27 protein-coding genes are annotated in these 25,363 nt (G+C 69.7%); 9 read left to right on the forward strand and 18 right to left on the reverse strand.

All coding sequences use genetic code 11. The features are described from left to right. Positions 1–114: 114 nt before the first annotated feature. A complete protein-coding gene (locus tag ACVCAG_RS36680) occupies positions 115–1,422 on the reverse strand; it encodes an aspartate aminotransferase family protein (RefSeq protein WP_447191246.1) in 1,308 nt (435 codons plus the stop codon). Positions 1,423–1,553: 131 nt separating this feature from the next. On the opposite strand from ACVCAG_RS36680, the gene ACVCAG_RS36685 reads away from it, so the two are divergent. Next, on the forward strand, positions 1,554–2,459 hold the full coding sequence (locus ACVCAG_RS36685) for a LysR substrate-binding domain-containing protein (RefSeq protein ID WP_440088398.1): 906 nt from the start codon (positions 1,554–1,556) through the stop codon (positions 2,457–2,459). Positions 2,460–2,507: 48 nt separating this feature from the next. Here the strand turns inward: ACVCAG_RS36685 and ACVCAG_RS36690 are convergent, their stop codons facing one another. The 3 genes from ACVCAG_RS36690 to ACVCAG_RS36700 form a co-directional block, all read right to left on the reverse strand. Continuing rightward, positions 2,508–3,692, reverse strand: a complete 1,185-nt coding sequence (locus ACVCAG_RS36690; protein ID WP_440088399.1) for a GDSL-type esterase/lipase family protein — start codon at positions 3,690–3,692, stop codon at positions 2,508–2,510. 100 nt (positions 3,693–3,792) lie between these two features. Further along, on the reverse strand, positions 3,793–4,362 hold the full coding sequence (locus tag ACVCAG_RS36695) for a WHG domain-containing protein (RefSeq protein ID WP_440088400.1): 570 nt from the start codon (positions 4,360–4,362) through the stop codon (positions 3,793–3,795). 203 nt (positions 4,363–4,565) lie between these two features. Further along, positions 4,566–5,045 (reverse strand): MarR family transcriptional regulator, encoded by a 480-nt coding sequence (locus ACVCAG_RS36700; RefSeq protein WP_440088401.1) that lies wholly within the window; start codon positions 5,043–5,045, stop codon positions 4,566–4,568. A 113-nt stretch (positions 5,046–5,158) separates the two neighbouring features. Here ACVCAG_RS36700 and ACVCAG_RS36705 point away from each other — a divergent pair, with 113 nt between their 5' ends. From ACVCAG_RS36705 to ACVCAG_RS36715, 3 genes are all read left to right on the forward strand, one after another. Next, positions 5,159–6,268, forward strand: a complete 1,110-nt coding sequence (locus ACVCAG_RS36705; protein WP_440088402.1) for an alpha/beta fold hydrolase — start codon at positions 5,159–5,161, stop codon at positions 6,266–6,268. Positions 6,269–6,319: 51 nt separating this feature from the next. Further along, positions 6,320–6,751, forward strand: coding sequence for a nuclear transport factor 2 family protein (locus ACVCAG_RS36710; protein ID WP_440088404.1), 432 nt, complete (start codon positions 6,320–6,322; stop codon positions 6,749–6,751). A gap of 464 nt (positions 6,752–7,215) precedes the next feature. Further along, a complete protein-coding gene (locus ACVCAG_RS36715) occupies positions 7,216–8,373 on the forward strand; it encodes an erythromycin esterase family protein (RefSeq protein ID WP_440088406.1) in 1,158 nt (385 codons plus the stop codon). On the opposite strand, the gene map is transcribed toward ACVCAG_RS36715, so the two are convergent. Beyond that, the gene (gene map / locus ACVCAG_RS36720) at positions 8,360–9,151 is read right to left on the reverse strand and encodes a type I methionyl aminopeptidase (protein WP_440088409.1); all 792 of its coding nucleotides are present in this window, start codon (positions 9,149–9,151) and stop codon (positions 8,360–8,362) included. The genes ACVCAG_RS36715 and map overlap by 14 nt on opposite strands. A 133-nt stretch (positions 9,152–9,284) precedes the next feature. Here map and ACVCAG_RS36725 point away from each other — a divergent pair, with 133 nt between their 5' ends. Then, positions 9,285–9,587, forward strand: a complete 303-nt coding sequence (locus tag ACVCAG_RS36725; RefSeq protein WP_440088410.1) for a helix-turn-helix domain-containing protein — start codon at positions 9,285–9,287, stop codon at positions 9,585–9,587. Between the two features lie 343 nt (positions 9,588–9,930). On the opposite strand, the gene ACVCAG_RS36730 is transcribed toward ACVCAG_RS36725, so the two are convergent. The 3 genes from ACVCAG_RS36730 to ACVCAG_RS36740 form a co-directional block, all read right to left on the reverse strand. Further along, positions 9,931–11,508, reverse strand: a complete 1,578-nt coding sequence (locus ACVCAG_RS36730; RefSeq protein ID WP_440088412.1) for an MFS transporter — start codon at positions 11,506–11,508, stop codon at positions 9,931–9,933. A gap of 109 nt (positions 11,509–11,617) precedes the next feature. Then, positions 11,618–12,232: an acyl-CoA-like ligand-binding transcription factor gene (locus ACVCAG_RS36735; RefSeq protein ID WP_440088414.1), complete on the reverse strand. Its 615-nt coding sequence runs from the start codon at positions 12,230–12,232 to the stop codon at positions 11,618–11,620. A 206-nt stretch (positions 12,233–12,438) separates the two neighbouring features. After that, positions 12,439–12,831 (reverse strand): DUF1761 domain-containing protein, encoded by a 393-nt coding sequence (locus tag ACVCAG_RS36740; RefSeq protein WP_440088416.1) that lies wholly within the window; start codon positions 12,829–12,831, stop codon positions 12,439–12,441. A gap of 116 nt (positions 12,832–12,947) precedes the next feature. On the opposite strand from ACVCAG_RS36740, the gene ACVCAG_RS36745 reads away from it, so the two are divergent. Then, positions 12,948–13,319, forward strand: coding sequence for a YciI family protein (locus ACVCAG_RS36745; protein ID WP_440088418.1), 372 nt, complete (start codon positions 12,948–12,950; stop codon positions 13,317–13,319). 233 nt (positions 13,320–13,552) lie between these two features. Further along, the gene (locus ACVCAG_RS36750; RefSeq protein WP_440088420.1) at positions 13,553–13,750 is read left to right on the forward strand and encodes a hypothetical protein; all 198 of its coding nucleotides are present in this window, start codon (positions 13,553–13,555) and stop codon (positions 13,748–13,750) included. Here ACVCAG_RS36750 and ACVCAG_RS36755 read toward each other — a convergent pair. Together ACVCAG_RS36755 and ACVCAG_RS36760 are read right to left on the reverse strand one after the other, a co-directional pair. After that, positions 13,714–14,277: a hypothetical protein gene (locus ACVCAG_RS36755; RefSeq protein WP_440088421.1), complete on the reverse strand. Its 564-nt coding sequence runs from the start codon at positions 14,275–14,277 to the stop codon at positions 13,714–13,716. The genes ACVCAG_RS36750 and ACVCAG_RS36755 overlap by 37 nt on opposite strands. Before the next feature lie 161 nt (positions 14,278–14,438). Next, positions 14,439–15,245 (reverse strand): MBL fold metallo-hydrolase, encoded by an 807-nt coding sequence (locus tag ACVCAG_RS36760; protein ID WP_440088422.1) that lies wholly within the window; start codon positions 15,243–15,245, stop codon positions 14,439–14,441. Positions 15,246–15,265: 20 nt separating this feature from the next. On the opposite strand from ACVCAG_RS36760, the gene ACVCAG_RS36765 reads away from it, so the two are divergent. Continuing rightward, positions 15,266–15,586 carry a hypothetical protein gene (locus tag ACVCAG_RS36765; protein WP_440088423.1) on the forward strand — a complete coding sequence of 107 codons (321 nt, stop codon included), beginning with the start codon at positions 15,266–15,268 and terminating at the stop codon, positions 15,584–15,586. Positions 15,587–15,880: 294 nt separating this feature from the next. Here ACVCAG_RS36765 and ACVCAG_RS36770 read toward each other — a convergent pair whose 3' ends face one another. Further along, entirely contained in the window at positions 15,881–16,750 is an 870-nt protein-coding gene (locus tag ACVCAG_RS36770) for a GyrI-like domain-containing protein (RefSeq protein ID WP_440088424.1), read from the reverse strand. Positions 16,751–17,007: 257 nt separating this feature from the next. After that, positions 17,008–17,439: an alpha/beta fold hydrolase gene (locus tag ACVCAG_RS36775; RefSeq protein ID WP_440088425.1), complete on the reverse strand. Its 432-nt coding sequence runs from the start codon at positions 17,437–17,439 to the stop codon at positions 17,008–17,010. A 30-nt stretch (positions 17,440–17,469) separates the two neighbouring features. Here ACVCAG_RS36775 and ACVCAG_RS36780 point away from each other — a divergent pair, with 30 nt between their 5' ends. Further along, positions 17,470–18,075: a helix-turn-helix domain-containing protein gene (locus tag ACVCAG_RS36780; RefSeq protein WP_440088426.1), complete on the forward strand. Its 606-nt coding sequence runs from the start codon at positions 17,470–17,472 to the stop codon at positions 18,073–18,075. A 292-nt stretch (positions 18,076–18,367) separates the two neighbouring features. On the opposite strand, the gene ACVCAG_RS36785 is transcribed toward ACVCAG_RS36780, so the two are convergent. The 6 genes from ACVCAG_RS36785 to ACVCAG_RS36810 all read right to left on the reverse strand — a co-directional run bounded on the left by ACVCAG_RS36785 (position 18,368) and on the right by ACVCAG_RS36810 (position 24,978). Continuing rightward, positions 18,368–19,117, reverse strand: coding sequence for a MerR family DNA-binding transcriptional regulator (locus ACVCAG_RS36785; protein WP_440088427.1), 750 nt, complete (start codon positions 19,115–19,117; stop codon positions 18,368–18,370). Positions 19,118–19,265: 148 nt separating this feature from the next. Next, positions 19,266–20,654, reverse strand: coding sequence for a serine hydrolase (locus tag ACVCAG_RS36790; protein ID WP_440088429.1), 1,389 nt, complete (start codon positions 20,652–20,654; stop codon positions 19,266–19,268). Between the two features lie 311 nt (positions 20,655–20,965). After that, positions 20,966–22,126, reverse strand: coding sequence for a glycosyltransferase 87 family protein (locus tag ACVCAG_RS36795; RefSeq protein ID WP_440088430.1), 1,161 nt, complete (start codon positions 22,124–22,126; stop codon positions 20,966–20,968). A 471-nt stretch (positions 22,127–22,597) separates the two neighbouring features. Continuing rightward, on the reverse strand, positions 22,598–23,689 hold the full coding sequence (locus ACVCAG_RS36800) for a Gfo/Idh/MocA family protein (protein ID WP_440088432.1): 1,092 nt from the start codon (positions 23,687–23,689) through the stop codon (positions 22,598–22,600). After that, entirely contained in the window at positions 23,674–24,378 is a 705-nt protein-coding gene (locus ACVCAG_RS36805; protein WP_440088434.1) for a ThuA domain-containing protein, read from the reverse strand. Before ACVCAG_RS36805 ends, ACVCAG_RS36800 begins: the two co-directional genes overlap by 16 nt. A 168-nt stretch (positions 24,379–24,546) precedes the next feature. Continuing rightward, positions 24,547–24,978 carry an MEKHLA domain-containing protein gene (locus ACVCAG_RS36810; protein ID WP_440088436.1) on the reverse strand — a complete coding sequence of 144 codons (432 nt, stop codon included), beginning with the start codon at positions 24,976–24,978 and terminating at the stop codon, positions 24,547–24,549. Positions 24,979–25,363: the final 385 nt, after the last annotated feature.

A 25,363-nucleotide genomic window follows, 5' to 3' on the forward strand; every position in this document is an offset into this window, starting at 1 on the left:
AGGAACCTCGTGAACGGTTCTGACGGGCCGACCGGGAATCGGGCGCCGCACCCGTGAACCGGCGCGGGAGCTGGGGAGCATCGACCCGGCGGCCCGCCGCCGGACCGGTCCGCGTCACCCGGCGGCGGCGTCGAGCACGGCTTTGAGAGACGCCTCGAGGATGTCCACGCCGGTGTGCAGCTCGTCCTCCCCGATCGTGAGAGGCGGGGCGATGCGGAAGATGCCGCCCATCCCGGGCAGCTGGACGATGTTCATGTGCAGGCCTCGTTCGAGGCAGGCCGAGGTGATCGCGTTGCCCAGCGCGTCGGCGGGCGCCTTGCTCTTCTTGTCCATGACGAGCTCGATGCCCTGGAGCAGGCCACGGCCGCGAACGTCACCGACGACCTCGTAGTCGTCGCGAAGCGCCAGCAGCCGGTCGGTGAGCTGATCGCCCAGCGTCGCGGCACGCCGTGTGAGGTTCTCGCGGTCGATGACGTCAAGGACCGTCAGCGCGACGGCGGCCGCCAGGGGGTCGGAGACGTGGGTGGTGTAGAAGAGGAAACCCCGGTCGTGGCAGACCTGCTCGATCTCGGCGGTCGTGACGACGGCCGCCACCGGCAGCCCGGCTCCCAAGGTCTTCGACAACGTCAGGATGTCGGGCGCGACCCCGTCGCGCTCGAACGCGTACATCGCTCCGGTGCGGCCGAGACCGGTCTGCGCCTCGTCCAGGATGAGCAGCATCCCGCGTTCGTCGCACATCGCCTTGAGGCGACGCAGATACCCGGGTGGCAGGTCGATGAGCCCGCCCGAGGACAGGATGGGCTCGATGAGGCAGGCGGCGAGACTCCCGGCGGACTGCCGGTCGATCAGGGCGAAGCCGTAGGCGAGCTCGGCCTCCCAGTCGTGTGACCCGTCGGAGGATCGGAACGGCGAACGATAGGCGTTCGGTGTGGGCAGCGCGAGGTTTCCCGGCATCGGGGGACCGTAGCCGCGCCGCCCGGCGGAGAAGGTCGCGGCGGCGGCCCCCTGGGTCATGCCGTGCCAGGAGCGGTCGAAGGAGACGATCTCGAAACGGCCGGTGGAGAGCTTGGCCATCTTGATCGCGGCCTCGTTCGCCTCGGCTCCCGTGGTGAGCAGCAACATCTTGCCGAGTGCCGGGGGCAGGGTCGCGGTGAGCCTGCGGGCGAGCTCCAGCACGGGAGCGCTGAGCATGCCGCTGAAGAGGTGGTCCAGCGACGCGACCGCGGACGAGACCGTCGCCACGATGTCCGGGTGCGCATGGCCGAGGATGGAACTCATCTGCCCCGAGGTGAAGTCGAGAATCGGCGTGCCCCGGCTATCAAAGACATACGCGCCACGGGCGCGTTCGATGACCCGCGGGGTGAAACCGGCTCCGTAGCGGATCAGGAGACGGTCCGCCTCGTCCCAGAACGTCGTGTCCATCGCCAACCCTCTCTCACCGCGCCCGAGAGGACGCCGGATGTCCTGCTCGCTGCCATCCTCCACCGCCGGCAAAGCTCGAAACAAGCAAACAAATGCGGCTCGTCATTCGGTGTTGCCTTACCTTTGGTGCCATGCTCAACCCGCAACGTCTCGCGATCCTGCGCGCGGTCCTGGCAGCCGGGTCGATCAACAAAGCGGCGCGGAACCTCGGTTACTCTCCCGCGACGATCAGCCAGCACATGACCACCCTGGCGAAGGAGACCGGACTGGTCCTTTTCGAGAAGCAGGGACGCGGCATCATCCCCACCGACGCCGCACGGCACCTGGCGGATCAGGCCCAGTCGCTCCTCGCCGACTTCGGACGCCTCGAACGAGTCGTCGCAGACCTCAGGGGCGGTCAGGCGCAGCATCTGGCGATCGCCTGTTTCGCCTCCGCGGCCGAGCGGTGGATCCCGGAGGTCGTGCGGACCGTTCGCCGCCACCAGCCGAACCTCACCGTCGAGATCAGCCTCAACGAGCCCGTCGACGGGCGCGGACGCCGGCGCCCGGACCTCGACATCCGGACCGAGCCCGCAGGCGGAGCCGGAGTACACCTCGACGGCTACCGGCGTCATGAACTCGTCGTCGAGGAGCTCGTCGCCGTGCTCCCCGGCGCCCACCCTCTCGCCGGTGCCCGCGAACTCGCTCTCCGGGACCTCGAAGGTGAGCCCTGGATAGATCACGACATCTACGACAGCCCGATCGGACAGATCATCCTGACCGCTTGCCGGGCCGCCGGATTCACGCCGCGCTATGCCGCCCGCCTGGACGACCACCGGGCGGCGCTGCGGCTGGTGGAGACGGGCATCGGCGTCACCGTCCTGCCGCGCCTGGCCGTCGCGGAGCTCCCCGGCGGAGTCGTCGCCAGGCCTGTGGTCCGCCCCGCCGTCCTGCGGCGCATCGTCGTCCACGCCCGCCAGGATCGACGCCGCGGCGACCTCGTCGCCCGCGCGGTGGCACAGCTTCGCGACAGCGCCCGGAACGCGGAACCCGCGTAGCGCGGACGCCTCGCGTTCCGGGGCACGCCGGCGCGGCCGGAACCGGTTTCAGGTGCTGCGATTCGCGAAGGGGCCGCCGGCGGTGAAGACGAGCTCGGCGAAGCGCTCGCCGATGCGGCGGTGGGTGGCGGCGTCCGGATGGAGTTCGTCGGGCAGCGGCAGCTCGGCGGAGTCGGCCTCCCCGTAGAGGTCGCGGCCGTCGAGGTAGTACAGGTTCGGGTCCTCGGCCGCCCGTTGCCCCACGATCCGGGCCAGCTCGTCCCGGATGACGCCCAGGGTCAGTTTCCCGCTCGCGCGCTCCGCCGGGTCGCCCGTGGCCCGGAACCGCAGTCGCCCGGCGCCGAGGTCGGTGAAGTCCGGGGCGCTGGGACCGGGGGTGTCCTCGTGGATGGGGCAGTGGATGGGCGAGACGACCAGCAGCGGTGTGCCGGGGTGGCCTTCGCGGATGGTGTCGAGGAAACCGTGGACGGCCGGGGTGAAGGCGCGCAGGCGCATCAGATCGGTGTTGACCAGGTTGATGCCGATCTTGAGGCTGATCAGGTCGGCGGGGGTGTCGCGCAGGACGCGGGCGGTGAACGGGTCGAGCAGGGCGCTGCCGCTCAGGCCCAGGTTGATCAGTTCCGCGTCGCCGAGGGAGGCGGCGAGGGCGGGCCAGGTGGTGGTGGGGCTCGCGGCGTCGGAGCCGTGGCTGATCGAGCTGCCGTGGTGCAGCCACACCTTGCGGCCCCGGTCCGGTGCGGGCTCGACGGGGGCGTCGGCGCGCAGGGCGATGAGTTCGGTGGTCTCGTTGTGCGGCAGCCAGATCTCGACGTCCTTCATCCGGCCGGGCAGGCCGGTGAAGCGGAGGGTGCCGGCCGGGCCGGGCCGGAGCACGGTGGTCCCGGTGGTCATGTCCATGGTCAGGGTGTTGCCGCCGGTCACGCCGGCCTGGCCGGCCAGGCGGCCGTCGACGAGCAGGTCGTACACGCCGTCCGGGCGGGGCGGAGCACCGACGTAGACCCGTTTGGTGGGCAGCGTGTCCAGTTCGACGGCGGTGGCCCGGGTGCGGAAGACCAGCCGTACCCCGGAGGGCTGGGACTCCGCCATGGCGAGTTGTCCGTCGGCGCACTGGGCGCGGGCACGGGCGGGCAGCCGGTGCGGCAGCACACCGTGGGCGGTGTCCTGCAGGTCGAGCGCGCCGCGCAGAAGGTCCGCGGTGACGGGCGTGGTGATCCAGTCGGGCGTGGTGTGCATGGTCTCAGCCTGTTGATCGAAGTTTTCGGATTGTTCGGAGTGTTTGGATTCGCCGGTGCGCCGCTCGGCCGGCGGTGCCCGGCCGGCGGGGGAGCCCGGGTCAGGGCGCGGGCCAGTTCCGCAGCAGGGCGTCGAGGGCGTCCAGGACCCGTGACCAGGTTTCCTGCGTGTCGGGCGCGCTGTGGCTGAACCCGCCCCCCATCTCCAGGCTGACGTAGCCGTGGAAGACGCTGCCCAGCAGCCGGACGGCGTGCGTCTGGTCCGGTTCCGTCAGGTCGTAGCCGCGCAGGACCGCCCGCGTCATCTGTGCGTGCCTGCCGCCGGCGCTCGCGGCCGCCTCCTCCGGAGTCAGCCTCAGCTGGGCCGCGGCGTAGCGGCCGGGATGCTCCCGGGCGTAGTCGCGGTAGACGTTGGCGAACGCGGCCAGAGCGTCCTTGCCGGCCCGCCCGGCCAGGGCGGCGGCGACCCGGTCGGCGAGCTCCTCCAGGGCGAACAGGGCGATCCTGGTCTTGAGCTCCTGGGAGTTCCTCAGGTGCGAGTACAGGCTCGCGACCTTGACGTCGAACCGTCTGGCGAGCTCCGAGACGGTCACCTGGTCGAAGCCGACCTCGTCGGCCAGTTCCGCCCCGGCCCGGGTCAGGCGTTCCGTGGTCAGTCCTGCGCGTGCCATGGCCTCCCTCTCCTGCGACAGTGTCGATTATGTATTTGCCTAATAGCTTTAGGCAAATTGACCTTGCTTTTAGGGATCAGCCGCCGAAGGCCGCATCGACGGGAACGTCGAGGATCTTCCCTGACCTCGGACGGTGTCCGGTCACCTGGCCGGAGCCGAGGGGGGCAAAGGGGCCGGTGGCCGGGCCGGGACTCGGGGGCCGGTCAGCGCCACGGCTCTTCGGGGGTGCCGGTTCGCCGGTTGTGGTGATCCAGCAGTTTGGACAGCAACTCGGTCAACCCCTGCCGCTCCCCGGGTGAGAGCGGAGCCAGCAGTTCGTCCTGGCATTCGGCCAGGCGCTTCTCCAGTCGCCGCAGCTGCCGCTTGCCCGCCGGGGTCAGCGAGATGATGTTGCGCCGCCGGTCGGAGGGGTCCGGGGCGCGCTCGACCAGTTCGTGGTCGGCGAGCTCGTTGATCGTCGCGACCATGTCGCTGAGGTGGATGCCGCTACGGCGGCCCAGCACGGCCTGGCTGGCCGGGCCGGACCTCTCCAGCGTCGCCAGCAGGCGGTAGTGGTAGCCGCGGGCGCCGACGGACGAGAACCCGTCACCCACCAGGCGGTGCGCGTGGTGGGCGGTCTGGGTGAGCAGCCAGCTGGGCAGGTTCTCCCACGGGGTGGGTGTCTCCTCGGTCGGGTTCTCCATGTGACGAGTCTAGCAATTCGTTCGGCGCACTAATGATTGTGCTATCGTTCGTGGAGTAAACGTTAGTGAGCCGAACATTCGGTCGGCAAATGAATTCCCCTGGAGTTGAGACCATGATCAAGCCGTTCCGCATCGACATCACCCAGGCCGACCTCGACGACCTGGCCGACCGGCTCGCCCGCACCCGCTGGCCCAACGAGGTCGCCGACGCCGGGTGGGACCACGGCTTCCCGCTGGCGCGGCTGAAGGAGCTCGCCGAACACTGGCGCACCCGGTACGACTGGCGCGAACACGAGGCCAGGCTCAACGAGCTCCCGCACTTCACCACCGAGATCGACGGCCAGAACATCCACTTCGTCCACGTCCGGTCCGCGAAGCCGGACGCGCTCGCGCTGCTCCTCACCCACGGCTGGCCCGGCTCGTTTCTGGAGTTCCTCGACGTCATCGAGCCGCTGTCACGCGATTTCCACCTGGTGATCCCGTCCATCCCGGGGTACGGCTTCTCCGGACCGACCCACGAGCGCGGCTGGGACGCCGTCCGGATCGCGCGGGCCTGGGCCGAGCTGATGCGCCGTCTCGGGTACGAGCGCTACGGCGCGCAGGGCGGCGACTTCGGCGCGGGCATCTCCCTGGCGCTCGGCGCGGCGGCACCGGAGCGGGTCGTCGGGGTGCACGTCAACTACCTGCCGACCCGCCCGGTCCCGGACGCCGACATCCAGCTGTCCGCAACGGACGAGGCCCGGCTGGACAAGGTCAGGCAGCTGATGGCGAACCGTCCGCCGTACCAGGCACTGCAGGCCCTCACCCCCCAGACCATCGGCTACGCGCTGACCGACTCCCCGGTCGGCCAGCTGGTCTGGATCGCCGAGCGCTTCGCGCACTGGACGGACCCCCGCTCGCAGATCAGTGACGACCGGATGCTCACCAACATCTCGCTGTACTGGCTGACCGCCACCGCGGCCTCCTCGGCGCGGCTGCACCACGATGTTCCGCGGGGACGGCCCGTGCCGTGCCAGGTGCCGGTCGGTGTGGCGGTTTTCGCGCACGACATCACGCAGTCGGTGCGACCGCTGGCCGAGCGGCTCTACGACATCAGGCACTGGTCGGAGTTCGAGCGCGGCGGCCACTTCGCCGCGATGGAGGTGCCGGACCTGCTCGCCGAGGACGTCCGGGACTTCTTCCTCACCCGCCTCAAGCACGACCACCGAGCCGCCACCCGCTAGGTGCCGGTGACCACCGAGAACTGGCCGTGGGCGGCCGGAATGGAGATCGTCATGACCGCTACCGAAATCCTGATCCGCGTCCTCGCTGACCGTGCCGAGCTGGCCGACCTGGTCGCCCGTCACAGCCTGTGGATCGACGAGGGCCGCTACGACGAGACCGACCGGCTCTTCACCGAGGACGTCGTCGTCAAGTCCCCCCGCGGGGAGGCCCACGGCATCAAGGAGCTCATCGAGCTCGTGAGCGCGCACCGCGTGTACGCCCGCACTTTGCACAACAAGTCCAACCTCGTTATCGAGGTCGACGGCGAGACCGCCACGGTGCGGGCCCACGACGTCGCCGTCTTCGTCATCGACGACAAGACGGAGGCCGTCGCGGCCGGGATCCTCCGCTACGGAGCGCGCCGCACCGGGGGCGGCTGGCGTTTCGACCACCTCGAAATCACCTCGATCGCCATGACCGAGGCCCTTGACCGGGCCCTCTAGGTCGCGCCGGCACGAAACGGACCCGTGCTCACCCCGTCACCGAGGACGCCTCCTCGGCTCGGCCCGGAGGCGTCCTCGGCAGGGGCCGGCGCAGCTCGCCCTCGGGGGCGAGCACGTCGAGGAGGCCTTGCGGGTTTCTGGTCTCGACCGCGCGCCGGAACGACTCCAGAGCCGCCCGGGTCGTGCTGGGGGAGACCGCCTCGCGAGGGCGGCGGGAGCGCCGCCCGACGATGCTCGCGCGGCGGCCGTTTCCCCGTGTCCGTATCAGAGCGTTGCGAGGCCGGCTCGGGGGTCGGGCGCCCGGTCGATGAAGCGAGGTTCCTGATCGCCTGGGTGGACAGGTCGTGCCGCGCGCCGGGCCCACTGCCCTCATGGGTACACCGCCGATTGAAGGTTCATCACGGTGGAGGCGGTGGTTTCCGGCGAAAAGTTTACACCGAATGTTCAACGATACCGTTGAAGGCATGGATATCAAGGACATGGCCCGGCCGCTCGACGGCGAAGGCGTCTCGGCGTTCCTGCGGTCGCTTCCCGCCAAGCCCCTGCTGCTCGGCCTGGGCGAGGCCAGGCACTTCGTGGGGGAGCTGGGCGAGCTGCGCAACGAGATCTTCCGGCATCTGGTCGAGCAGGAGGGCTACCGGTCGTTCGCCATCGAGAGCGACTGTCTCATGGGCCTCGTGGTCGACGACCACATCACGACGGGCGCGGACACGCTCGATGACGTCATGGAACGCGGCTTCAGCCACAACTTCGGCACGTCCCCGGCCAACCGCGAGCTCGTGCGCTGGATGCGGGCGTACAACGAGGAGCATGACGAAAAGCTCCGGTTCTTCGGGTTCGACGGCCCTCTGGAGTACTGGGCGGCGAGCCCGCGCCAGGCGCTCACCGCCCTGCACGACCTCCTCGACGGCCCGCTGCCCTGTACCAGGGAGACCCTCGAGACGCTGCTGGGCCCGGACGAGCGGTGGGCGAACGAGGCCGCGGCCATGGATCCGTCCCAGTCGATCGGCCAGTCCGCCGACGCCCGGCGGCTGCGACTGATCGCCGACGACCTGGTGGCGCTGCTCGACACGCAGCTGCCGCGGCTGGACGCGCGGGACAGGGAGCGGGCGGCACTGTACGGGCGCACCGCCACCGGCCTGCTCCGCTACCACCACTGGATGGCCGACGCGTCCCCGGCGCGGTGGACCCGGCTGTCGGCCCTGCGGGACGCGATGATGGCCGCCAACCTGCGTGCCGTCGCCGGGCGCGGCCCGGCCCTGGTCTTCGCCCACAACCTCCACCTGCAGCGGAACAAGAGCCTCATGCCGCTCGGCGACCAGATGCTGGAGTGGTGGAGCGCGGGGGCGATCGCCGAAGCGCACCTGGGCGACCGGTACGCCTTCCTGGCCTCAGCCCTCGGCACGGTCGGCGACGACACCCCGTCCCCGGACACCGTCGAGGGCGTCCTGTCCGCGCTCCCGTGGGAGCACTCTCTCATCGACGCCCGCCGCCTGGCCGAGGCCGTCACGAAGTTCGTCCCGCGCGTCTCCCATGATTTCCGCTATTTCCCGCTGGACCCGGCCCAGCTCGACATGGTCGACGGCGTCGTCTTCCTCAAGCAGGCTGTCAGGCTGGACTGACGGGCGCGTGCTTCGGCAGGGTGAGGATTTCGGCTCCGTCGTCGGTGATGGCGATCGTGTGCTCGCTGTGTGCCGTCCGGCAGCCTGTCGCACTCCGGAGCGTCCAGCCGTCGGCGTCGGTGACGAGGTCGGCGGTGTCCGCCATGACCCACGGCTCCAGTGCGAGCAGCAGTCCGGGGCGTAGCCTGTACCCACGGCCGGGCCGTCCGGTGTTCGAAACGTGTGGGCCCTGGTGCATCGTTGATCCGATGCCATGACCTCCGAACTCGGTGTTGATCCGGTATCCCGCCTCGCTGAGGACCGAGCCGATGGCATGGGAGATGTCACCGATGCGAGCCCCGGGTCCGGCGGCGGCTATCCCCGCGCTCAACGCGCGTTCGGTCGCGCTGATCATCGCGACGCTCTGCGGGGGCTTCGAGTCGCCCACGATGAAGCTGATGGCGGAGTCCGCGGCGACTCCGCCTTTGGAGACGGCGAGGTCGAGTGTCAGCAGGTCGCCGTCGGCGAGCGTGTAGTCGTGGGGCAGTCCGTGGAGCACGGCGTCGTTGACGGACGTGCAGATGTAGTGGCCGAACGGCCCGCGTCCGAAGGAGGGCTCGTAGTCGACGTAGCAGGACTGCGCTCCAGCCTCGACGATCATGGTCTTGGCCCACCGGTCGATGTCCAGGAGGTTGGTGCCCACTGCGCTGCGGCTCTTCAGCGTCTGCAGGATGTCGGCGACCAGGGCACCGGCCTCCTTCGCCCGGACCAGTTCGGTGGGGTTCAAGATCTCGATCATGCGGCGCCCTTCTCATGCGACCAATAACTATCCCGGCCATATTATCCCGGTGCGGGGGCCTGCACGGACTTCGGATCTTCAAGCGGAGCGAATCCCTCTGATCTCAACCCCGTACGGGCCTAGAATCGGAGCCATGGTCAGGTTGCCGCTCACACCCGCAGAGGTCGAGCGCGGACAGCGCCTCGGTGCCCTGTTGCGTCGCGCCAGGGGGGAGCGCTCGATGCTCGAGACCGCCCTCGATGCAGGCGTCTCGCCGGAGACCCTGCGGAAGATCGAGACGGGCCGCGTGGCGACCCCCGCCTTCCCGACCATCGCGGCGATCGCCGAGGTCCTCGGTCTTTCCCTCGACGCGGTGTGGGCCGAGATCAGCCAGCCTGACGGCGGGGTCGAACCCACAAGATCAGGTCGTAACGCGCGTGAGCGGTTGGCCTCGTAGGTCTCGAGCCCGCAGCTGCGTCACAGGGTCCGGCGAAAGAGAACGCGTGGACGCGGTTCTCGACCGATGCCCCCGGTCGGCGCACCTGGGCAAGGCCGTCGTGGAAGGGGCGCGGGCCTGCGGCGAGGTCGGCGCGGGTGAGGGCGCGGCGCCCCGGAGACCCGCGCCGCACGCCCACGCCCACTACCGTGACGGGGAGGGCTGCCAGGAGAAGATGACGGGCGGTGGTGTGCGCGCCACGAGCGCAGGTCCTGTGCCGTGCGAACCCTGGCCGGTTCGACCCGGCAACCTGCGCTCGTTCTCTCTCGCACCGCGCCCGGGACGCGACCTGGCGGGGAGTCACTCAGTGACCGGCGGTCGTGGCGTGCTCCCGGGCCAGCCGCTCCTCGCCTGACAGCGTGTTGAGCGGCTTCTCCTTGATGAACAGGACCGCCACCAGCGCGAGCGCGGTGAGCGGCACGCCGATGAGGAACAGGTCGGCGGTGGCCGTCGCGTACACGTCCTGGACGACGCGGACGACGGGAGCGGGCAGCTTGGAGATGTCGGGTACGGCGTCGCTGTCGCCGCCCGCGCCGCCGGCGGCCATCGGGCCGAGCTTCTCCGTCATGAGGGTGGTGATCCGGTTGGCCAGCACCGCGCCCAGGGCGCTGACGCCGACGGCGCCGCCCATGCTGCGAAAGAAGGTCAGCGCCGAGGTGGTGACCCCCAGGTCGTGGGCGGGTACGTCGTTCTGGGCGGCGAGGACCAGGTTCTGCATGAGCATGCCGACGCCGACGCCGAGCACCGTCATGTAGAGCCCGAGCACCACCGTGCCGGTCTGGCCGTCGATGGTGCTGAGCAGGCCCATCCCGGCGAGCATGACGACGCCGCCGGCCACCAGGAAGCCCTTCCAGCGACCCCACTTGGTGATGAGCTGGCCGGCCACGGTGGAGGAGATCAGCAGGCCGAACACCATCGGCAGGCTCATCAGGCCGGCGACCGTCGGCGACTTGCCGAGCGCCACCTGGAAGTACTGCGACAGGAAGACCGTGCCGCCGAACATGGCCACGCCGACCAGCACACTCGCCACGGTGGCGAGGGCGACGGTGCGGTTCTTGAAGATCGTCAGGGGGATGATCGGCTCAGCTGCCCGCGACTCCACCCAGACGGCCAGCGCGAGGATGAGCACGGCGCCGCCGACGAGGGCGGCGGTCCACCAGGAGCCCCACTCGAACTGGTTGCCCGCCAGTGACGACCAGATCAGCAGCGTGGACACGCCCACCGTGATCAGCAGGGCGCCCAGGTAGTCGACCTTGACGTCCTTGCGCACCACCGGCAGGTCGAGCGTGCGCTGCAACAGGACGATGGCCAGGATCGTGAACGGCACGCCGATGAGGAAGCACCAGCGCCAGCCGAGCCAGGAGGTGTCCACGAGCACGCCGCCGATGAGCGGGCCCGCCACGGTACCGACGCCGAACACGGCGCCGAAGATGCCGGCGTAGCGGCCGAGCTCACGCGGCGGGATCATGGCCGCCATCACGATCATCGCGAGCGCGGTCATGCCGCCGGCGCCGATGCCCTGCACGACGCGGCTGACGATGAGGATCTCCACGTTCGGCGTGAGGCCCGCGATCAGCGAGCCCACCACGAACAGTCCCAGCGAGAGCTGGATCAGCAGCTTCTTGTTGTAGAGGTCGGCCATCTTGCCCCAGAGCGGCACCGTGGCCGTCATGGCCAGCAGCTCCGAGGTGACGATCCAGGTGTAGACGGTCTGCGAGCCCCGCAGGTCGGTGATGATGCGGGGCAGGGCGTTGGCCACGACGGTCGAGGCCAGGATGGACACGAACATGCCCACCATCAGCCCCGACAGCGCCTGCAGGACCTTTCTCCTGGAGGTGGGCGCCGCGGCCACGGCCTCGGGCTGCGCGCTGGTGGATGTCATCTTTCCTCGATTTCTCAGGTGGGGACCGGCGCTCCGCGAGACTCCAGCGGACGCCGGCGGAACGGAAACGTTCGCGGGGGTGGTCGGAAAAGGACGGTGACCGGGGCGGTCACGGATTGGGCAGGCCTGCGGCGAGCTGGGAGAAGGCCTCGTCGACCAGGTCGGCCAGCGCCGGTCGGCCGCCCGCGGCACTCCAGCGCATCATCGCCGCCCGGAAGGCCGCCATGGCCACCGCGGCGACCAGCTCGGGGTAGCCGCTCGTACCTGGTTCGACGCCGATCCGGCGCGCGACGGCGGCCGACACGGCACGCTCGGTCTCGGTGCCGCCGGCGACCAGCCGCGGCAGGAGTGACGGGTTCTGCTCGAACACCTTCAGCCGCAGCAGCCATTGCTCGCGCTGCTGCTGGACGTGCTCGGCCTCGACCCGCGACATCAGGCGCAGCGCCTCCAGGACCGGCACCTCCGCGGGCACGGCCTCCAGCCTCTCGCGCAGCTCGGCGGCGGACGCGGGGCTCGCGCCGACGAGCGCGTCCTCCTTGGACGGGAAGTAGTTGAAGAACGTACGGGAGGAGAGGTCCACCACCTTGGCGATGTCCTCCACCGTGACACCCGCCAGCCCGTGCTCGGCTACCAGCGTCAGAGCGGCGTGCTCCAAGGCCGCGCGAGTCTCGAGCTTCTTCCGATCTCTGCGGCCGAGCTCGTACGCGCTCTCTACGGGGGTCACGGCGTCAACTGTAGGGAAGAACTTTCAGATTATGCAATGTTTCATATTCTGAAGTGTGAAAGATCACACGCGGAGGCGAGCCGGTGGGACGAGCGAACGCGGAGGAAGGCCGGGCGGCACCGGCATCCGCGCTCCTGCCGGGACTTTTGGCATGGCCGCGGTGAACTGCTCGTCCAGCGCTCCCCGGGTGAGGCCGTTCATGCCCCTCACCTCCATGTCCCGACGATGACCGCGATCGCGGCCACCTTGAGCAGCCAATCTCCCGCGTGGACGGCGGCCGGCCGCCACGGAACCCTCTCGTGCAGCACCGAGCCGATCAACAACACGCAGGGGAAGCCGATCCACAACACGCACGCCAGCCCGAGCGCCTGGGGCCACCCGCTCACACCCACCTCGCCGGTGAGCCACGCGAGGACCACCGCGACCACCGCGCTGCGGCTCAGCTCCGCCATCGCCATCCAGGCCGGCGGCCGCTCCACGGCGGCACGGGCATCGGCCGGCTCCGCCAATCGGGCACCGAACCCCATGTACCAGACAGTGCTCAGCAAGAACGCCGTGACCGTGGCCGCCACGACCGCCAGATAGTTCAGCTCGGTCAACTTCCGGACCTCCTTCGTCTCGAAGCCCTCGGCCGAAGGGCTTTCACCGGGGACGTCGGAGCCGGACGACTATCCTCGACACGCCACACCAGAGAATTTCGGACCGGGAACCTGTCGTGAAATATGTGATTCTGATCTACAGCAACCCGGAGTCCCGGCAGTTGTGGAACCAGCTCTCGGCCGAGCAGCGCCGTGAAGGGCTCGAGGCGTACACCGCCCTCAACGAGGCGCTGGCCGCGAGCGGGGAACTGATCGTCGCGGAGGCTCTCGCCGACCCGGCCATGGGAAGGCGGGTGCGCGCGGAGGCGGGGCAGACGACCGCGACCGATGGCCCCTTCGCCGAGGCCAAGGAACTCATGGCCGGTTTCTACCTCGTCGAGTGCGACGGTATCGACCGTGCACTCGAGATCGCCGCCCGCGTTCCCGAAGCGGCGATGGGCCTGGTCGAGGTGAGGCCGGTGATGGCGCTGTCCGGCTTCAAGGCGTGAGGTACGCGAAGGAGGCGTCAGTGGCTCGCGCGGAATGATGTCAGCCGTCGCGGTGCCGTTCCCCGCTTCGCTGAGACGTTCCCGCCACGGCCGGCGGGACGAGGCGCGCCGCAGTGCCCGCAGTGCCCGCAGTGCCCGCAGTGCCCGCGGTGCCCGCGGTGCCCGCGGCGCCGCCGGGTCGCGGGCCGGCACGTGCGGGGTGTCGAGCACCGCCATGGCGACGTGGAGGGTCGGTGCGGAACGGGCCGGCGCCCGCTCAGCACGGCTCGGCGGCCGGCGCGCTGGGCGTGCTACGGGCGATGGGGTACGAGGCGGGCGCGGCGGCGGGGTTCGAGCGGGCGCGGGTGCCGGGCGGCGGCGTCCCCGTGGGACGGATCGCCACCCGGCGCCGCGATCAGCCGCTGTATGAGACCCAGCCGTACTCGTATTGAGTCCAGCCGTTCTCGTCCCCGGTGTGCCTGCGGCCGGTCATCACCTGGTTGGTGCCGCCCATCGAGGCGTGGTTGTTCTCCCTGACCCAGCCTTCCAGCTGCCTGGGGGTGATCTGCACCGCCTTGCCCTGCCAGAACAGCGCGCCGCTGTAGTAGATGGTGTCGCCGTTCTCGTCCCCGTCGTGCCGGATCCCGGTGATGGCCTGGTTCGCCGGAGTGTGGTAGTCGTGGTCGTTCTCATCCGTCCTGGTGCCCCAGATGTCCAACCTGAGCACCGTGACCTGGATGTTGTCGATGTAGATGCGGCCGCAGTGGAACGTGGTGTCGCCGTTCTCGTCGCCGCGGTGCCCGCGGCCGATCAGCACCTCGTTCGTCGGGCAGCTGAACTTGCTGTTCGACTGTTTCAGGGTCGAGACCTGCCCGGGACGGATTTCGATCGTGGCGGCCGCGGCAGGGCCGGCGGGGACCAGGACGAGAGCGGCGACGGCCGTCGCCGTCAGCGCGGCCGGCAGAGACTTCTTGAGCATGTTCGTGTCCTTCGACGAGAGCCTGCAGTGAGCGGAATCCATGGTCACCGCCACGATGGCGCCTGTCGTCCGCCTGCAAGGTGAGTGCGAGTCCGCCTGCGCGGTGATTGACCCGCTGGGGAGAGGCCGCCACGGTGACGGACCGGCGGCCGCGCGGACCGTCAGCCGCGCAGCGCCGTCCAGGACCCGTGGTCGGCCAGGCGCAGCAGGGACGACAGGCCGGCCTCGTCGAAGGCCGTCTCCACCTCCGCGCGTCCTTCGGAGAAGTGCGTCCATCCGTCGTAGTGGGCCGGGATCACGACCGTGACGCCCAGCACCGCGGCGGCGGCCGCGGCCCGGTGGCCGTCCATCGACACCGGACGTCGCCGGAACTTGCCCGGTACGCGGGCCGCCCCGGCGTTCAGCACCGCCGCGTCGATGTCCGGCACGTGCCGGGCGATCGCGGCCACGGCGCGCATGGAGGCGTTGTCACCGCTGACGTACACGGTGGGCAGGCCCTCGCCCGACAGCACGAAGCCGGTGACCTCGCAGTTGATGTTGCCCTGCGGATCCCGCTCGCCGTCCTCGGGGCCGTGTACGGCGGGGACGGCCAGGACACTCAGGTCGCCGCCGCCGTCCGGACGGGGCAGGACGAAGGTCGTCCAGGGGGCCAGGCCCACCGCCGGCGCGCGGAGCCGGTCGGCCGCGCCGGGCACGGTGAGCGTCAGCGGGGCCGCCAAGGCGAAGGCGCGGCCCTGGTCGTCGAGGTTGTCCGGGTGGACGTCGTGGCTGACCAGAACCAGGTCGACGGCCCCCAACCGGTCCTCGGTCACCGCCGGGCCGAGTGTCTTGGTCAGGTAGCCGTGCGGGCCGGGATCGTCGAACGTCGGGTCCACGACGACGCGCAGGCCGCCGGCGTCGATGACGGTCGTGGGACCGCCCAGCACCGTCGCGGCGCAGTCCTGCCGGGGCAGCTCCTGATCGTTCACGGGTCCATGCTGCAACGCCCGTGAGGCGTCCCCATGCACGACACACCGACCGGCCGCGCCCTTACCCGATCGGCGGCGCCGAAGGGCCGTTCCGTCTCAGCCGGCCCGCACGCGCCGTCCTGACCGGTCACGACGGCATGGTGCGCTCGGTGGCCTTCAGCGGGAACGGCTCACGCCTGGCCTCAGGTACCTACCGCACAGTGCGGTTGTGGGATGTGGCGTTGCCACACGATCTCCTGCGAGCAGTCTGTGGCATCGCACGCCGGGGATTCACTCTTCCGGAGTGGCAGCGGTACTTCCCCAGCGAACCGTATCGGCAAAGCTGCCCCGCCGCCCGGTAGGAACACCACCCTCACATCGGCCGTAGGCCGGTAGCCCAGCGTGGCCGGCCAGATCCGACCTCGGTGGCCGAGGCGTGACAGGAGCGGGGGAGGAGGACTCGCCGCCCTGCCGGAGGACGACCTGCAGCACGCCCGGCCCGGGGATCGGCGGTGGGCGGCCGAGTATCTGACCGCCCACCGCGGCGCCCCCGGCGACCGGCATGTCAGCCGGCGCGTGATCGCCTGCGCCACCCGACCCGCCGTCTCGTAAGCGCCGGCGAGATCACCGCGGGTCAATTCCGTGACCGCCGTCCGTCACGCCGGTTCGACGGGGAGCCACAGCTCGCATGTCGCGGTGCTGAAGTCGTCCGCGCGCTCGAGGACCGAGACGATCGAGGGACCTGACCGCAGACGCCACGGGTTGGAGGGGAACCACTCGGTCGCGGTCGCGGCCCAGGTCGTCTGCAGGGCCTGCGGATGCGGTCCGGCGGTGCGGAAGACCGCCCACCTGCCGGCCGGTACCTCGATGGCGTCGAGGTCGTCGGGGATCGGCGTGTCCCGGGAGACGGCGACCCCGTGCAGGTAGGTCAGTTCGCTCCCCTCTGCGCCGTCGGGGTCGAGGTCGTCGGAGACTTGCAGCAGGCCCACCGGTTCGGTGTCGCCGAGGGCCTTCAGGCGCAGATGCTCCTCCTGCGGCAGTGCGGTGATGTGCTGCTGGATGTGCGGGTTGATGCCCTGATGGATGAGCGGAACCCGGGCTGCGTGTCCGACCAGCCGGAACGCGGGGCGGTCGACGAGGCGGGTTTCCATGGGAATGCTCCCTTCAACGGTCAGGCGGAACCTGAGCTGCGGTTGTGTGCGCAAGGGGCCTCCGTCGCGGCGCACGTCACCGGGACCGGAGCCGTGGACCGCGCGGAACGCGCGTCCGAACGCCTCGGTCGAGCCGTATCCGTGCCGGACGGCGATGCTCAGCAGATCGTCCTGGCCCCGGACGACGTCGGCGGCGGCGACGGTCATGCGGCGGCGGCGCGCATACTCCGACAGCGGCATGCCGGCCAGCGACGAGAACATCCGGCGCAGGTGGTACTCGGTCGTGCCGAGCTCCCTGGCCAGCTCGTGGACGTCGAACTCCTCGGCGAGGTGCTTTTCGACGAGATCGACGAGCTGGTTGAGCGCTGAGATCACGAGGCCTCCTTTCGATGTCAACCCTGCCGGAAGAACCCCGGCCGTACCCGACCGCTGCGATCCGATCCGATCAGGCGACTGGGCGGACGCGGAGCCGACGCACGCCCATGCCACCCTGCGTCGCAGCCCCGCACGCCCGTTCTGAGCCGGGTGAACGGTCTCAGCGTACGTTTTCGTTCCGCCGCGCTCTGAGCTCCGCCCCCGATGAGGCCCTCCGTCCGGGTCCGTGACACCCGACGCGAAGTGGCTGTGAGACCTTATCGGCCGAGGAAGCTCATCAGCTCCGCAGTGACGAACCGAGGGTTCTCCTCGACGAGCCGATGCCCCGCGTGCGGCACGTCCACCGCGCGCACGATCTTGGTCATGCGCGGGGCCACTATGGCTCGGATCGCGTCGAGCTGGCCCTGGGCGGGCATGAGCAGGGTCGGGACGTGTACCGGTGCCGCCGCCGCGGTGTCGCGAACGTCTTTGTCGAGGGCGCGGTAGAGCTCGAAGCCGCCCGGCAGCACCTCTGGCCGGCTGTAGGTCCGTGCGTACTCGTCGATCTCGGCGTCGGTGAACGGGGACCGGTCCGAGGTACCGCCGAACGCCGTTCCGCCGAACGAGACCTGGGGGTGGAACAGAGCCAGGTACTCGCGGACGTCGTCGTCCACGACCGCCTCGGGGACCCAGCACGCAGGGTCTGGCACGAAAACTTGCGATTCTGGCAAGATGGCCTCATGGATCACGAAATGGATGAGGTGCTCGACGCGGTGGGGCCGCGACTTCGCGCACTGCGTCGTCACCGCGGTATCACCCTCGCCGACCTCGCGACGACAACCGGCGTGTCGGAGAGCACCCTGTCCCGGCTGGAGAGCGGGCAGCGCCGGGCGACCCTGGAGTTGCTGCTGCCGCTGGCCCGTACGTACGACGTTCCGCTGGACGACCTGGTGGGCGCCCCGCGCACCGGCGACCCCCGGATCCACCTCACGCCGATCCGGAGGTTCGGGATGACCTTCGTGCCGCTGTCCCGGCGGCCGGGCGGGGTGCAGGCGTTCAAAATGATCATTCCCGCGCAGCCGGAACCGCTCGTACCGACCCCGCAGGCCCATGACGGCTTCGAATGGCTGTACGTGCTCAACGGACGCCTGCGGCTCATCCTCGGTGAGCGAGACCTGACGTTGCCGTCCGGTGAGGCGGCCGAGTTCGACACGTCCTTGCCGCACTGGCTGGGCAGCGCCGACGGCGGCGTGGTCGAGCTTCTCATCCTGTTCGACCCGCAAGGGATGCGTACGCACATACACGCCGATCCGCATCGGCCCTCTCCCGGCAGGAGCCGGCGGTGAGCTCGGCGGGAAATCTTGGTGTTCGCGCGCATCAGTGAGCCGTGCCGCGCGAAAGCCGCGATCGGCAACGTGGCGACCGCGGAGATCGACCGGGTCGAACGCGGTGGCCGCGGCGAGGTTCGACGCCGACCCGGCCCCGGCCGTGGAGCCGCTGGTCAACGGCACCGTGATGTCGGTGATGTACGCGATACTGGTCCTTTGTCCGGTACATCGCCCTGTCCTGCGGTGTCCTTCCGGCGTACTCCGGCCGCCCCTGCTCAAGACCGCGCATCAAGATCAAGGTGGTTTGGGCTCATGACGCCCCCCGCCCACCCACCTCCCGCTCCTTGACGATCTCGGCGAGCCGGCTCCAGGCCGGCGCCGAGGCGCCGACCGACGTGGCGACCAGCCGGGCGATGGCCGAGTCCTGGACCGGCCCCTTCGCGCTCTCGGACCCGCCGTGCCGGTTGGCGAGCCACCGCCACGTGCGGTCGGCCAGCGTGTGAAGGCGCGGATCCTCCGGGGACCAGTCGAACGCCGCGTCGTGGTCGAGGTAGATGGCGCGGAACTCCGGATCGCCGATCGCGTCGCGCTTGTCGGCGATCCAGCCGGCCGCCTCGTCCGGCGAGAGCGACTGCGCCAGGATCCAGCCGTCGCGTTCCATCTGCACCATGCGCCGGCTCACGCCGAGCTCGTGCAACCGGTCGAGATAGTCGGCGACCTCGGCGGAGACGAACAGCCGGTCACCGGCGCCGAGCTGGGCGATCCGCCCGCGGGTGCGCAGGAGTTCCTCGGCCCGTTCCCGCAGGTTGCGGTCGATGTCGGCGATCGCCGCGGCGAACCGGTCGGGATCGGCGGCGAGCAACTCCCTGATGCGCGCGAGCGGCACACCGGCCCCGGCGAGCGTCTTGATCTTGATCAGGTCTATGGCGTGCTGGACGTCGTAGCGCCGATAGCCCGACGAGTCGCGCGGTGGCTCGGCGAGCAGGCCGCGCTGGTGGTAGTGACGGACGGCCTTGATCGTCACGCCCGCGTAGTCGGCGAGCCGGCCGATGGTGATCATATGCTTCGGTCTCCTTCGAGCGACTCGCCGTCCGGGGCATTCATCATGGCAGCGGGTACCGTGGCGGAACACGGCCTCAAAGCCCGCGGAGGAGCCCGTGTGCACACCACCGACGCGGGTGAACCCGCGCGGGAGCGGCCACGGGGCTTCACTCGCGGATCGGCGCGATCCGGTTGGCCAGCCGGCCGGCGAGGTCGACTCCCACGACCGCGCCGCCGGCGTCGCGGGTGAAGAAGCCGCGCTGCCCCTCCAGCCCGCCGCCGGTGACGATGTATTCGTCGGTGTCGCCGGGCAGCAGGCCGACCGCGGCCGGTGGGAGGTCCGGGGGCAGTTCGGTGTCCATCGCCGCACGGACCTCCGGCTTGATCCCGCATTCGATCGTCAGCCCGGCTCCGTCCGTGGCGATGGTGAGCGTCATCATCTCGTTCTCGTACCTCCCGGCGATCTCCCGGGCCCGGGCGTCGTCGTAGGGGAGCGGCTCGGGGTCCCGGTCGACCACCCCGAGATGGTGCGCAAGCGCCCAGCGCACGACGGCTCGGTTGAAGGCGAGACCCTCGTCCGGGCCGGCGTTGGACACCGCGACGACGGCGAAGCCGCGTTCGGGCACGGTGAGGAGCTCGGCGAACTGGCCGTTGGCCGACCCGCCGTGCCCGGCGGTGCGCACGCCGTCCACCTCGCGCAGGAACCAGCCGACGCCCAGGGCGTCACCGAGCGAGCTGGCGCGCAACGCGACCGTCGCCTCCCTCATCCGCCGCAGCGCCTCGGCGGGCAGCAGGCGGGCACCGCTCTGCGCGCGGCCGTCACCGAGATGGAAGCGCGCCCACCGCAGCTGGTCGGCCACCGAGGAGGCCAGGCCCCCGCCGGGGTTGTCGGCGCGCCAGTGCTTCCACGGCCGCGCGACCGACAGCGCGCCGTCCCGGCCGCGCTCGTGCCCCACGGCGAACCGCCGGGTCATCACCTCGGCGGGCGCGAAGAAGCTGCTCGCCAACCCCAGCGGCTCCAAGACGAGCGAGGCCACGGCCCGCTCGTAGGCCAATCCGGTGACCTTCTCGATGACCCGCCCGGCCAGGTTGTAGCCCGCCTGGCTGTAGGAGGCCCGATCACCGGGCCGGCCGATCAGGTCCAGACCGGCCATCTTCGCCACGTACCCGGCCAGCGCGTCGTCTCCCTCGCCGGTGTCGACGATGACCCCCCAGTCCAGGCCCGCGGTGTGATTGAGCAGGTTCATCACGGTGATCTGCGCCGCGGCCCGCTCGTCGGCGAGCACGAGTTCGGGAACGTAGCGGCGCACCGGCGCCCGCAGCTCGACCCGTCCCTGCGCGACCAGGCGCATCAGCGCGGTCGCGGTGTAGGTCTTGGTGACCGAGCCCAGCACGAACAGCGTGTCCCGGTCGACCGGCAGCGGGTTGTCGACGCTCGTCACCCCGTGACACGCGTAAACCTCCCGGCCCTCGGCCCATACCCCGACCGCGACACCGGGAATGCCGAACTTCGTGGCCGTCACCTCGACGAACTCCGCCAGCGCCTCGTGTGGCATCTCATCTCCTGGGTTCGAGCTCATGTTCATACGCAAATGCTCGAACCCTGCCCTTGGGGCAAGGTCAACCCCTGATCTGGAGCGATGCTGCTCGGACGACGAAGGTTCGGTCCTTCGGAGTCGCCCTGCGGGAGGCTCCGAACCGCCTCATGCTGCGTTTGCCGAAGACAGCCGTGGTTGGGCGATGAGGAAAGGCGCTGCAGGTCAAGCCACCGCTATCGGGACACCTCATGCACTTCAGGTGTTTTCGCGACGACCAGCTGCCGGCTCACACCGAGGTCAGGCCGTACGACCCTGACCGTTGAAGGTCCCTAGCCGTCGCCTGGCCCGCGTCGTCTCTGCCGCCGATCGCCCCGGCCAAAATAAATCGCAAGCGCCAGCAATGTCGACAATCCGCTGAGCACATAACTACCCGTCAGCAACATCAGCCACATTCCGGCGTGGGACGGATATATTATAAGTATCGCCAGGGCGATATATCCAGGCAGCAAGAAGATGAACCACAAGAACCCCACGCCCACCTTCTCGAACGTAGCGTCCAAGCGCTGAGCGCGTTGTCCCCAGAGCACCAAGAGCGGTATGCACCAGACCCAATGGTGCGGCCAAGAAACGGGAGAAACAAGCAGTCCCACGATGGCGCAGGCAGTTATTCCGGCTAGCTCGCCCGCCTTCTTCGCGGTCCATGCGGCGACTAAAAGACCACCCGTGCCGACTACCGCACACAGGGCGAGCCAGAGAGGCACGGTGGGCCAAGAGCCGGGCATGAGCATAAGCATGCCGCGAAGCGATTGATTGAAAAAATTCGCGCCCTGCTCGGTGACCACCCGTTGCGTGTCGAAAAACGCGCCGCCCCAGTAATCACGCGAATCGGCCGGCAGCAGCAGGAATCCGAGGGCTACTGTGCCGAGAAAACCAAGGCCAGTCATCAGGGCGGCCCGGAAACGACGCGTGATGAGAAGATAGGGGATGAATATCAGCGGGGTGAGTTTGATGCCGGCGGCAATGCCCGTTCCTATGCCGCGCCACTTCTCTTTGCCGTGCGTCAGGTCCACGACTATCGCCAGTAGCAGAATAATACCTATTTGCCCGTTCCACAGCGTTAGCGTTACCGGGTACAAGGGAAGTATCGCGATAACGACCAACAAAGCGTGAGTTGCCCGGCGACTATTGCGCCTCACCGCAGCGCGGCCGATGAGAATCCATATCACCGCCTCAAGGGCGAGTATGGAGACCAGCACCCAGAGGGCGACGGCGATCTCCATTCGGACCAAGGCGAGAGGCGTGAACAGCATTGCCGCGAACGGTGAATAGGTGAACTTCATCCACCTTTCACCTATGGCAAAGTCATAGACGGAGGTACGCCGCAGTACCGCCGCTCCGCCTTCCCGGTAAACCTCCAGATCAATCCAGCCCTCCGCATAGATCACGTTGAAGGCGAAGGCCGTCAGCGCGCCACTCAACGCGATCAACACTCCGCATGCGATTTGGAAAGAGCCGCCATCTCTCCTGTCCAAACGAATTCGCGGACCGGCTGACACCGAGGAAGGCATGGCAACTCCCGACTTGGCTACGGTGCACGCTAGCCACGCCGGCTTGTCCAAAGCTTGTCGTGCCTCGCCTGTACCGACCGTTCGCCGGTCAGGGCTCTGGTGCGGGCCTTCCCCTGACCCGGAGCTCGTCGATCCTCGTCTGCCGGGTCTGCCGATCGGCGATCCGTGGAAGGGGGTTTTCGGCCGCTGACGTCTCTGTCATGCGACCTGTCTCACCCGGTTGGAGAGTGCGGAACAACAGCTTCGCCCGATCGTGGTCGGATACCGATCCTGAAGACGCCGGAGCCACGGTCCCGGAGGGGATCGAGTGGCAGGGCCGGCCACTCGATCCCGCCACCCGGTGACATCCATCGATGCGATCCACGTGCGGATGGCGCCGTCAAGGCGTGCGGCTCATCGCAGGGCTGGGCGGAAGGCCACGGGCTGGGGCCGCTCGCAGGTGCTGGTGACGGTCACCGCCGTTCTGGAGTGCGCCGAGGACAGCAGGGACTCCATGATGTCGAGCACGTGGTACGCCAGCGTTCCGCCCGCGCGGGACTCTTGGCCCGCCGGGGTCGTGGCGAGATCGGCGAGGCCCACGCCGCGCCCGGCCCCGACGTGGCCGGCCGTGGCGGGGAGGGGCTCCCAGCCTTCTTCGCCCATCCTCGCCAGCAGCACGGGGCCGTCGAAGTGGTTCGGGTCGGGGACGGAGAGCGAGCCTCGTTCCCCGTGCACCTCGATGGGGGGCGCACCGGTGGCCGCTCCCTCGAAGCCCATCACCAGCGTTGACAGCGCCCCCGACGCGTGGACCAGCACGCCGGTGACGTGGGTGTCGACGGCGACGGGGATCTCCTCGCCGAGACGGGGGCCGGTGCCGATGGTCCGCCTGGCCCGGGTGCGGCTGGCGGCGCCGATGACCGTCGTCACCGGCCCGAGCAGCGTGACCAGGCTGGTGATGTAGTACGGGCCCATGTCCATGAGCGGACCGCCGCCGGGGGCGTAGTAGAAGTCGGGGTTGGGGTGCCAGCGCTCGTGGCCGGGCGTCAGCATGGTCGCGGTCGCCGCGACCGGCCTGCCGATCAGGCCGTCGTCGATCGCCTTGCGCGCGGTCTGCGTGCCGGTGCCGAGCACGGTGTCCGGTGCGCAGCCCACCCGTACTCCGGCCTCGGCGGCCGCGCGCAGCACCCGCGCGGCGTCGGTGGTGGTCGCGGCGAGGGGCTTTTCCGAGTAGACGTCCTTGCCGGACGCGACGGCCTGCAGTGTGATCTCGGCGTGCGCGGCGGGAATGGTCAGGTTCAGCACGATGTCGACGCGCGGATCTGCCATGAGCTCCGCCACGCTCAGCACCTCGACCTCCGGATATCCCCGCACCGCCTCTCTCGCCCGTTCGGGGTCGAGATCGGCCACGGCGACGAGTCGCAGCTCCGGCAGCCATTCGATGCTCCGGACGTACTGGCCGAAGATGAACCCGCACCCGACGACGCCGACGTTCACCGGCCGGCCCACAGCATCCCCCTTTCGATGACGGTGCGCACGCTGTGGTCGCGCAGGACGCCGAGGTCGTGTCCGGGCGTCGCGACGAAGATCTTTCCGTCGCCCCAGCCGCGGGTCCAGATCGCCGGCGAGGTGACCTCCCTGTGCCAGGGGTCCCAAGGGCGAACCTTCTGGGTCGTGGTGGCCAGCACGTCGATGTACTCGTCGGTCAGCACCCAGTACTGCTCGGTGACGAGGTCGAAGTCGGCGATGCCCGCGGTGATCGGGTGGGTCGCGGCCTCGGGCAGCATGGTGACGGTGTACGGGATGAAGTTGTCGGCCTGCGAGCCGTCCTGCTCGGCCGGGTCCTTGCCGGGGTGGCAGGCGAACTGCCCGCCGATGAGGTGCAGGTATTCGGAGCAGCCGCGGAAGGCGTCGGCGATGCCGCCGTGCCAGCCGGCCATTCCGGTACCGGCGCGGATCGCGGCCTCGAGCCCGCGCATCTCGGCCGGCTCGATCGTGCCCATGGTGTAGCACTGCACGATGAGGTCGACACCGGACATGAACGCGGGGTCGGCGTACGGCGCGGGGGAGTCCGCCCGATGCACCTCGAACCCGTGCTCCTGGAGAAAGGGAACGAAGAGTTCGGTGGCGGCCACCGGATCGTGCCCTTCCCAGCCGCCCCGGACCACCAGAGCTCTGCGCGCGCGATCGCCTGTCATGCTTTCACCTATCGCTCGGGGACAAACGACTGCAATCTTCACATTTCACGGCTGGGATCACTATCACTCGAGCATCATTGGTCACCCGTGAGGCGGGTGGCCCGGCTTCCAGCGCCCGGGCCGGCACCCGTTCGGTTCGGTCTTCGCCCGGTTTCGCCGTACCGGATGTCAGGCGTCTCGCCAGCGCTGGAAGGTCGCAGCCTGGCCCACGAGTACGCCGTCGCCGTCCACCAGGTTCCACATCGTCACGTCCTCGATCCAGAACCGGCGGCCGGACTTGGCGATGCGCTGTCCCCGGTAGCCCGTCGCGAAGCCGTCCCGATGCACGGCGTCCAGGAGTCGCCGGCGGTCCTCGCGGCGGTCAGGCTCCGCCGAGAGACGGGAGGGCAGGCCGACGAACTCCCCGTGGTCGTACTCGAAGCATCGCTGGGCGGTGACGTTCGCGTAGGTGAAGCGGGGGTCGTCCGCCGCGTCATGCGCGAGCACGCCGAAGGGCGCGTCCTCGTACAGCCAGCGCGCCGTGGTCTCGGGACCTGCCAGCGGGGTGCCGACGAGGCGCAGGTGGCTGCCTGTCAGCAGGTCGAAGAGGTCGGGGTTCACGGAGCAGCCGTTCGTAGTTCCTATTCGTCGCATTTAAGGATAAAACACCTGAAAACACCCATATACGGACGCGGCTATCGGGCCGACGGGGTCGAGCAGGGCTTTCACGACACCGTGCGGTTGCTCCCGCCGCACGAGCGGAGCCGACACCACGGTGGCGAGCGGCGGGGTTGACGTAGACGATCTCCGGCGCGGAGTGGGCGTCGGCGCCGTCGGATGCGAGACTTCGCCGCATGATGGAAAAGGAGCCGCGTTCCCTGATCCCGCACATGCGGCTGGACGAGTTGCTGTCGGAGCTGCAGGGGCGTCTGGAGGCGGTGCTGGCCACCCGCGACCGGGTGCACGCGCTGCTGGAGGCCGTGGTCGCGGTGGGCAGCGACCTGGA

This window comes from Streptosporangium sp. G12 (assembly GCF_052983175.1).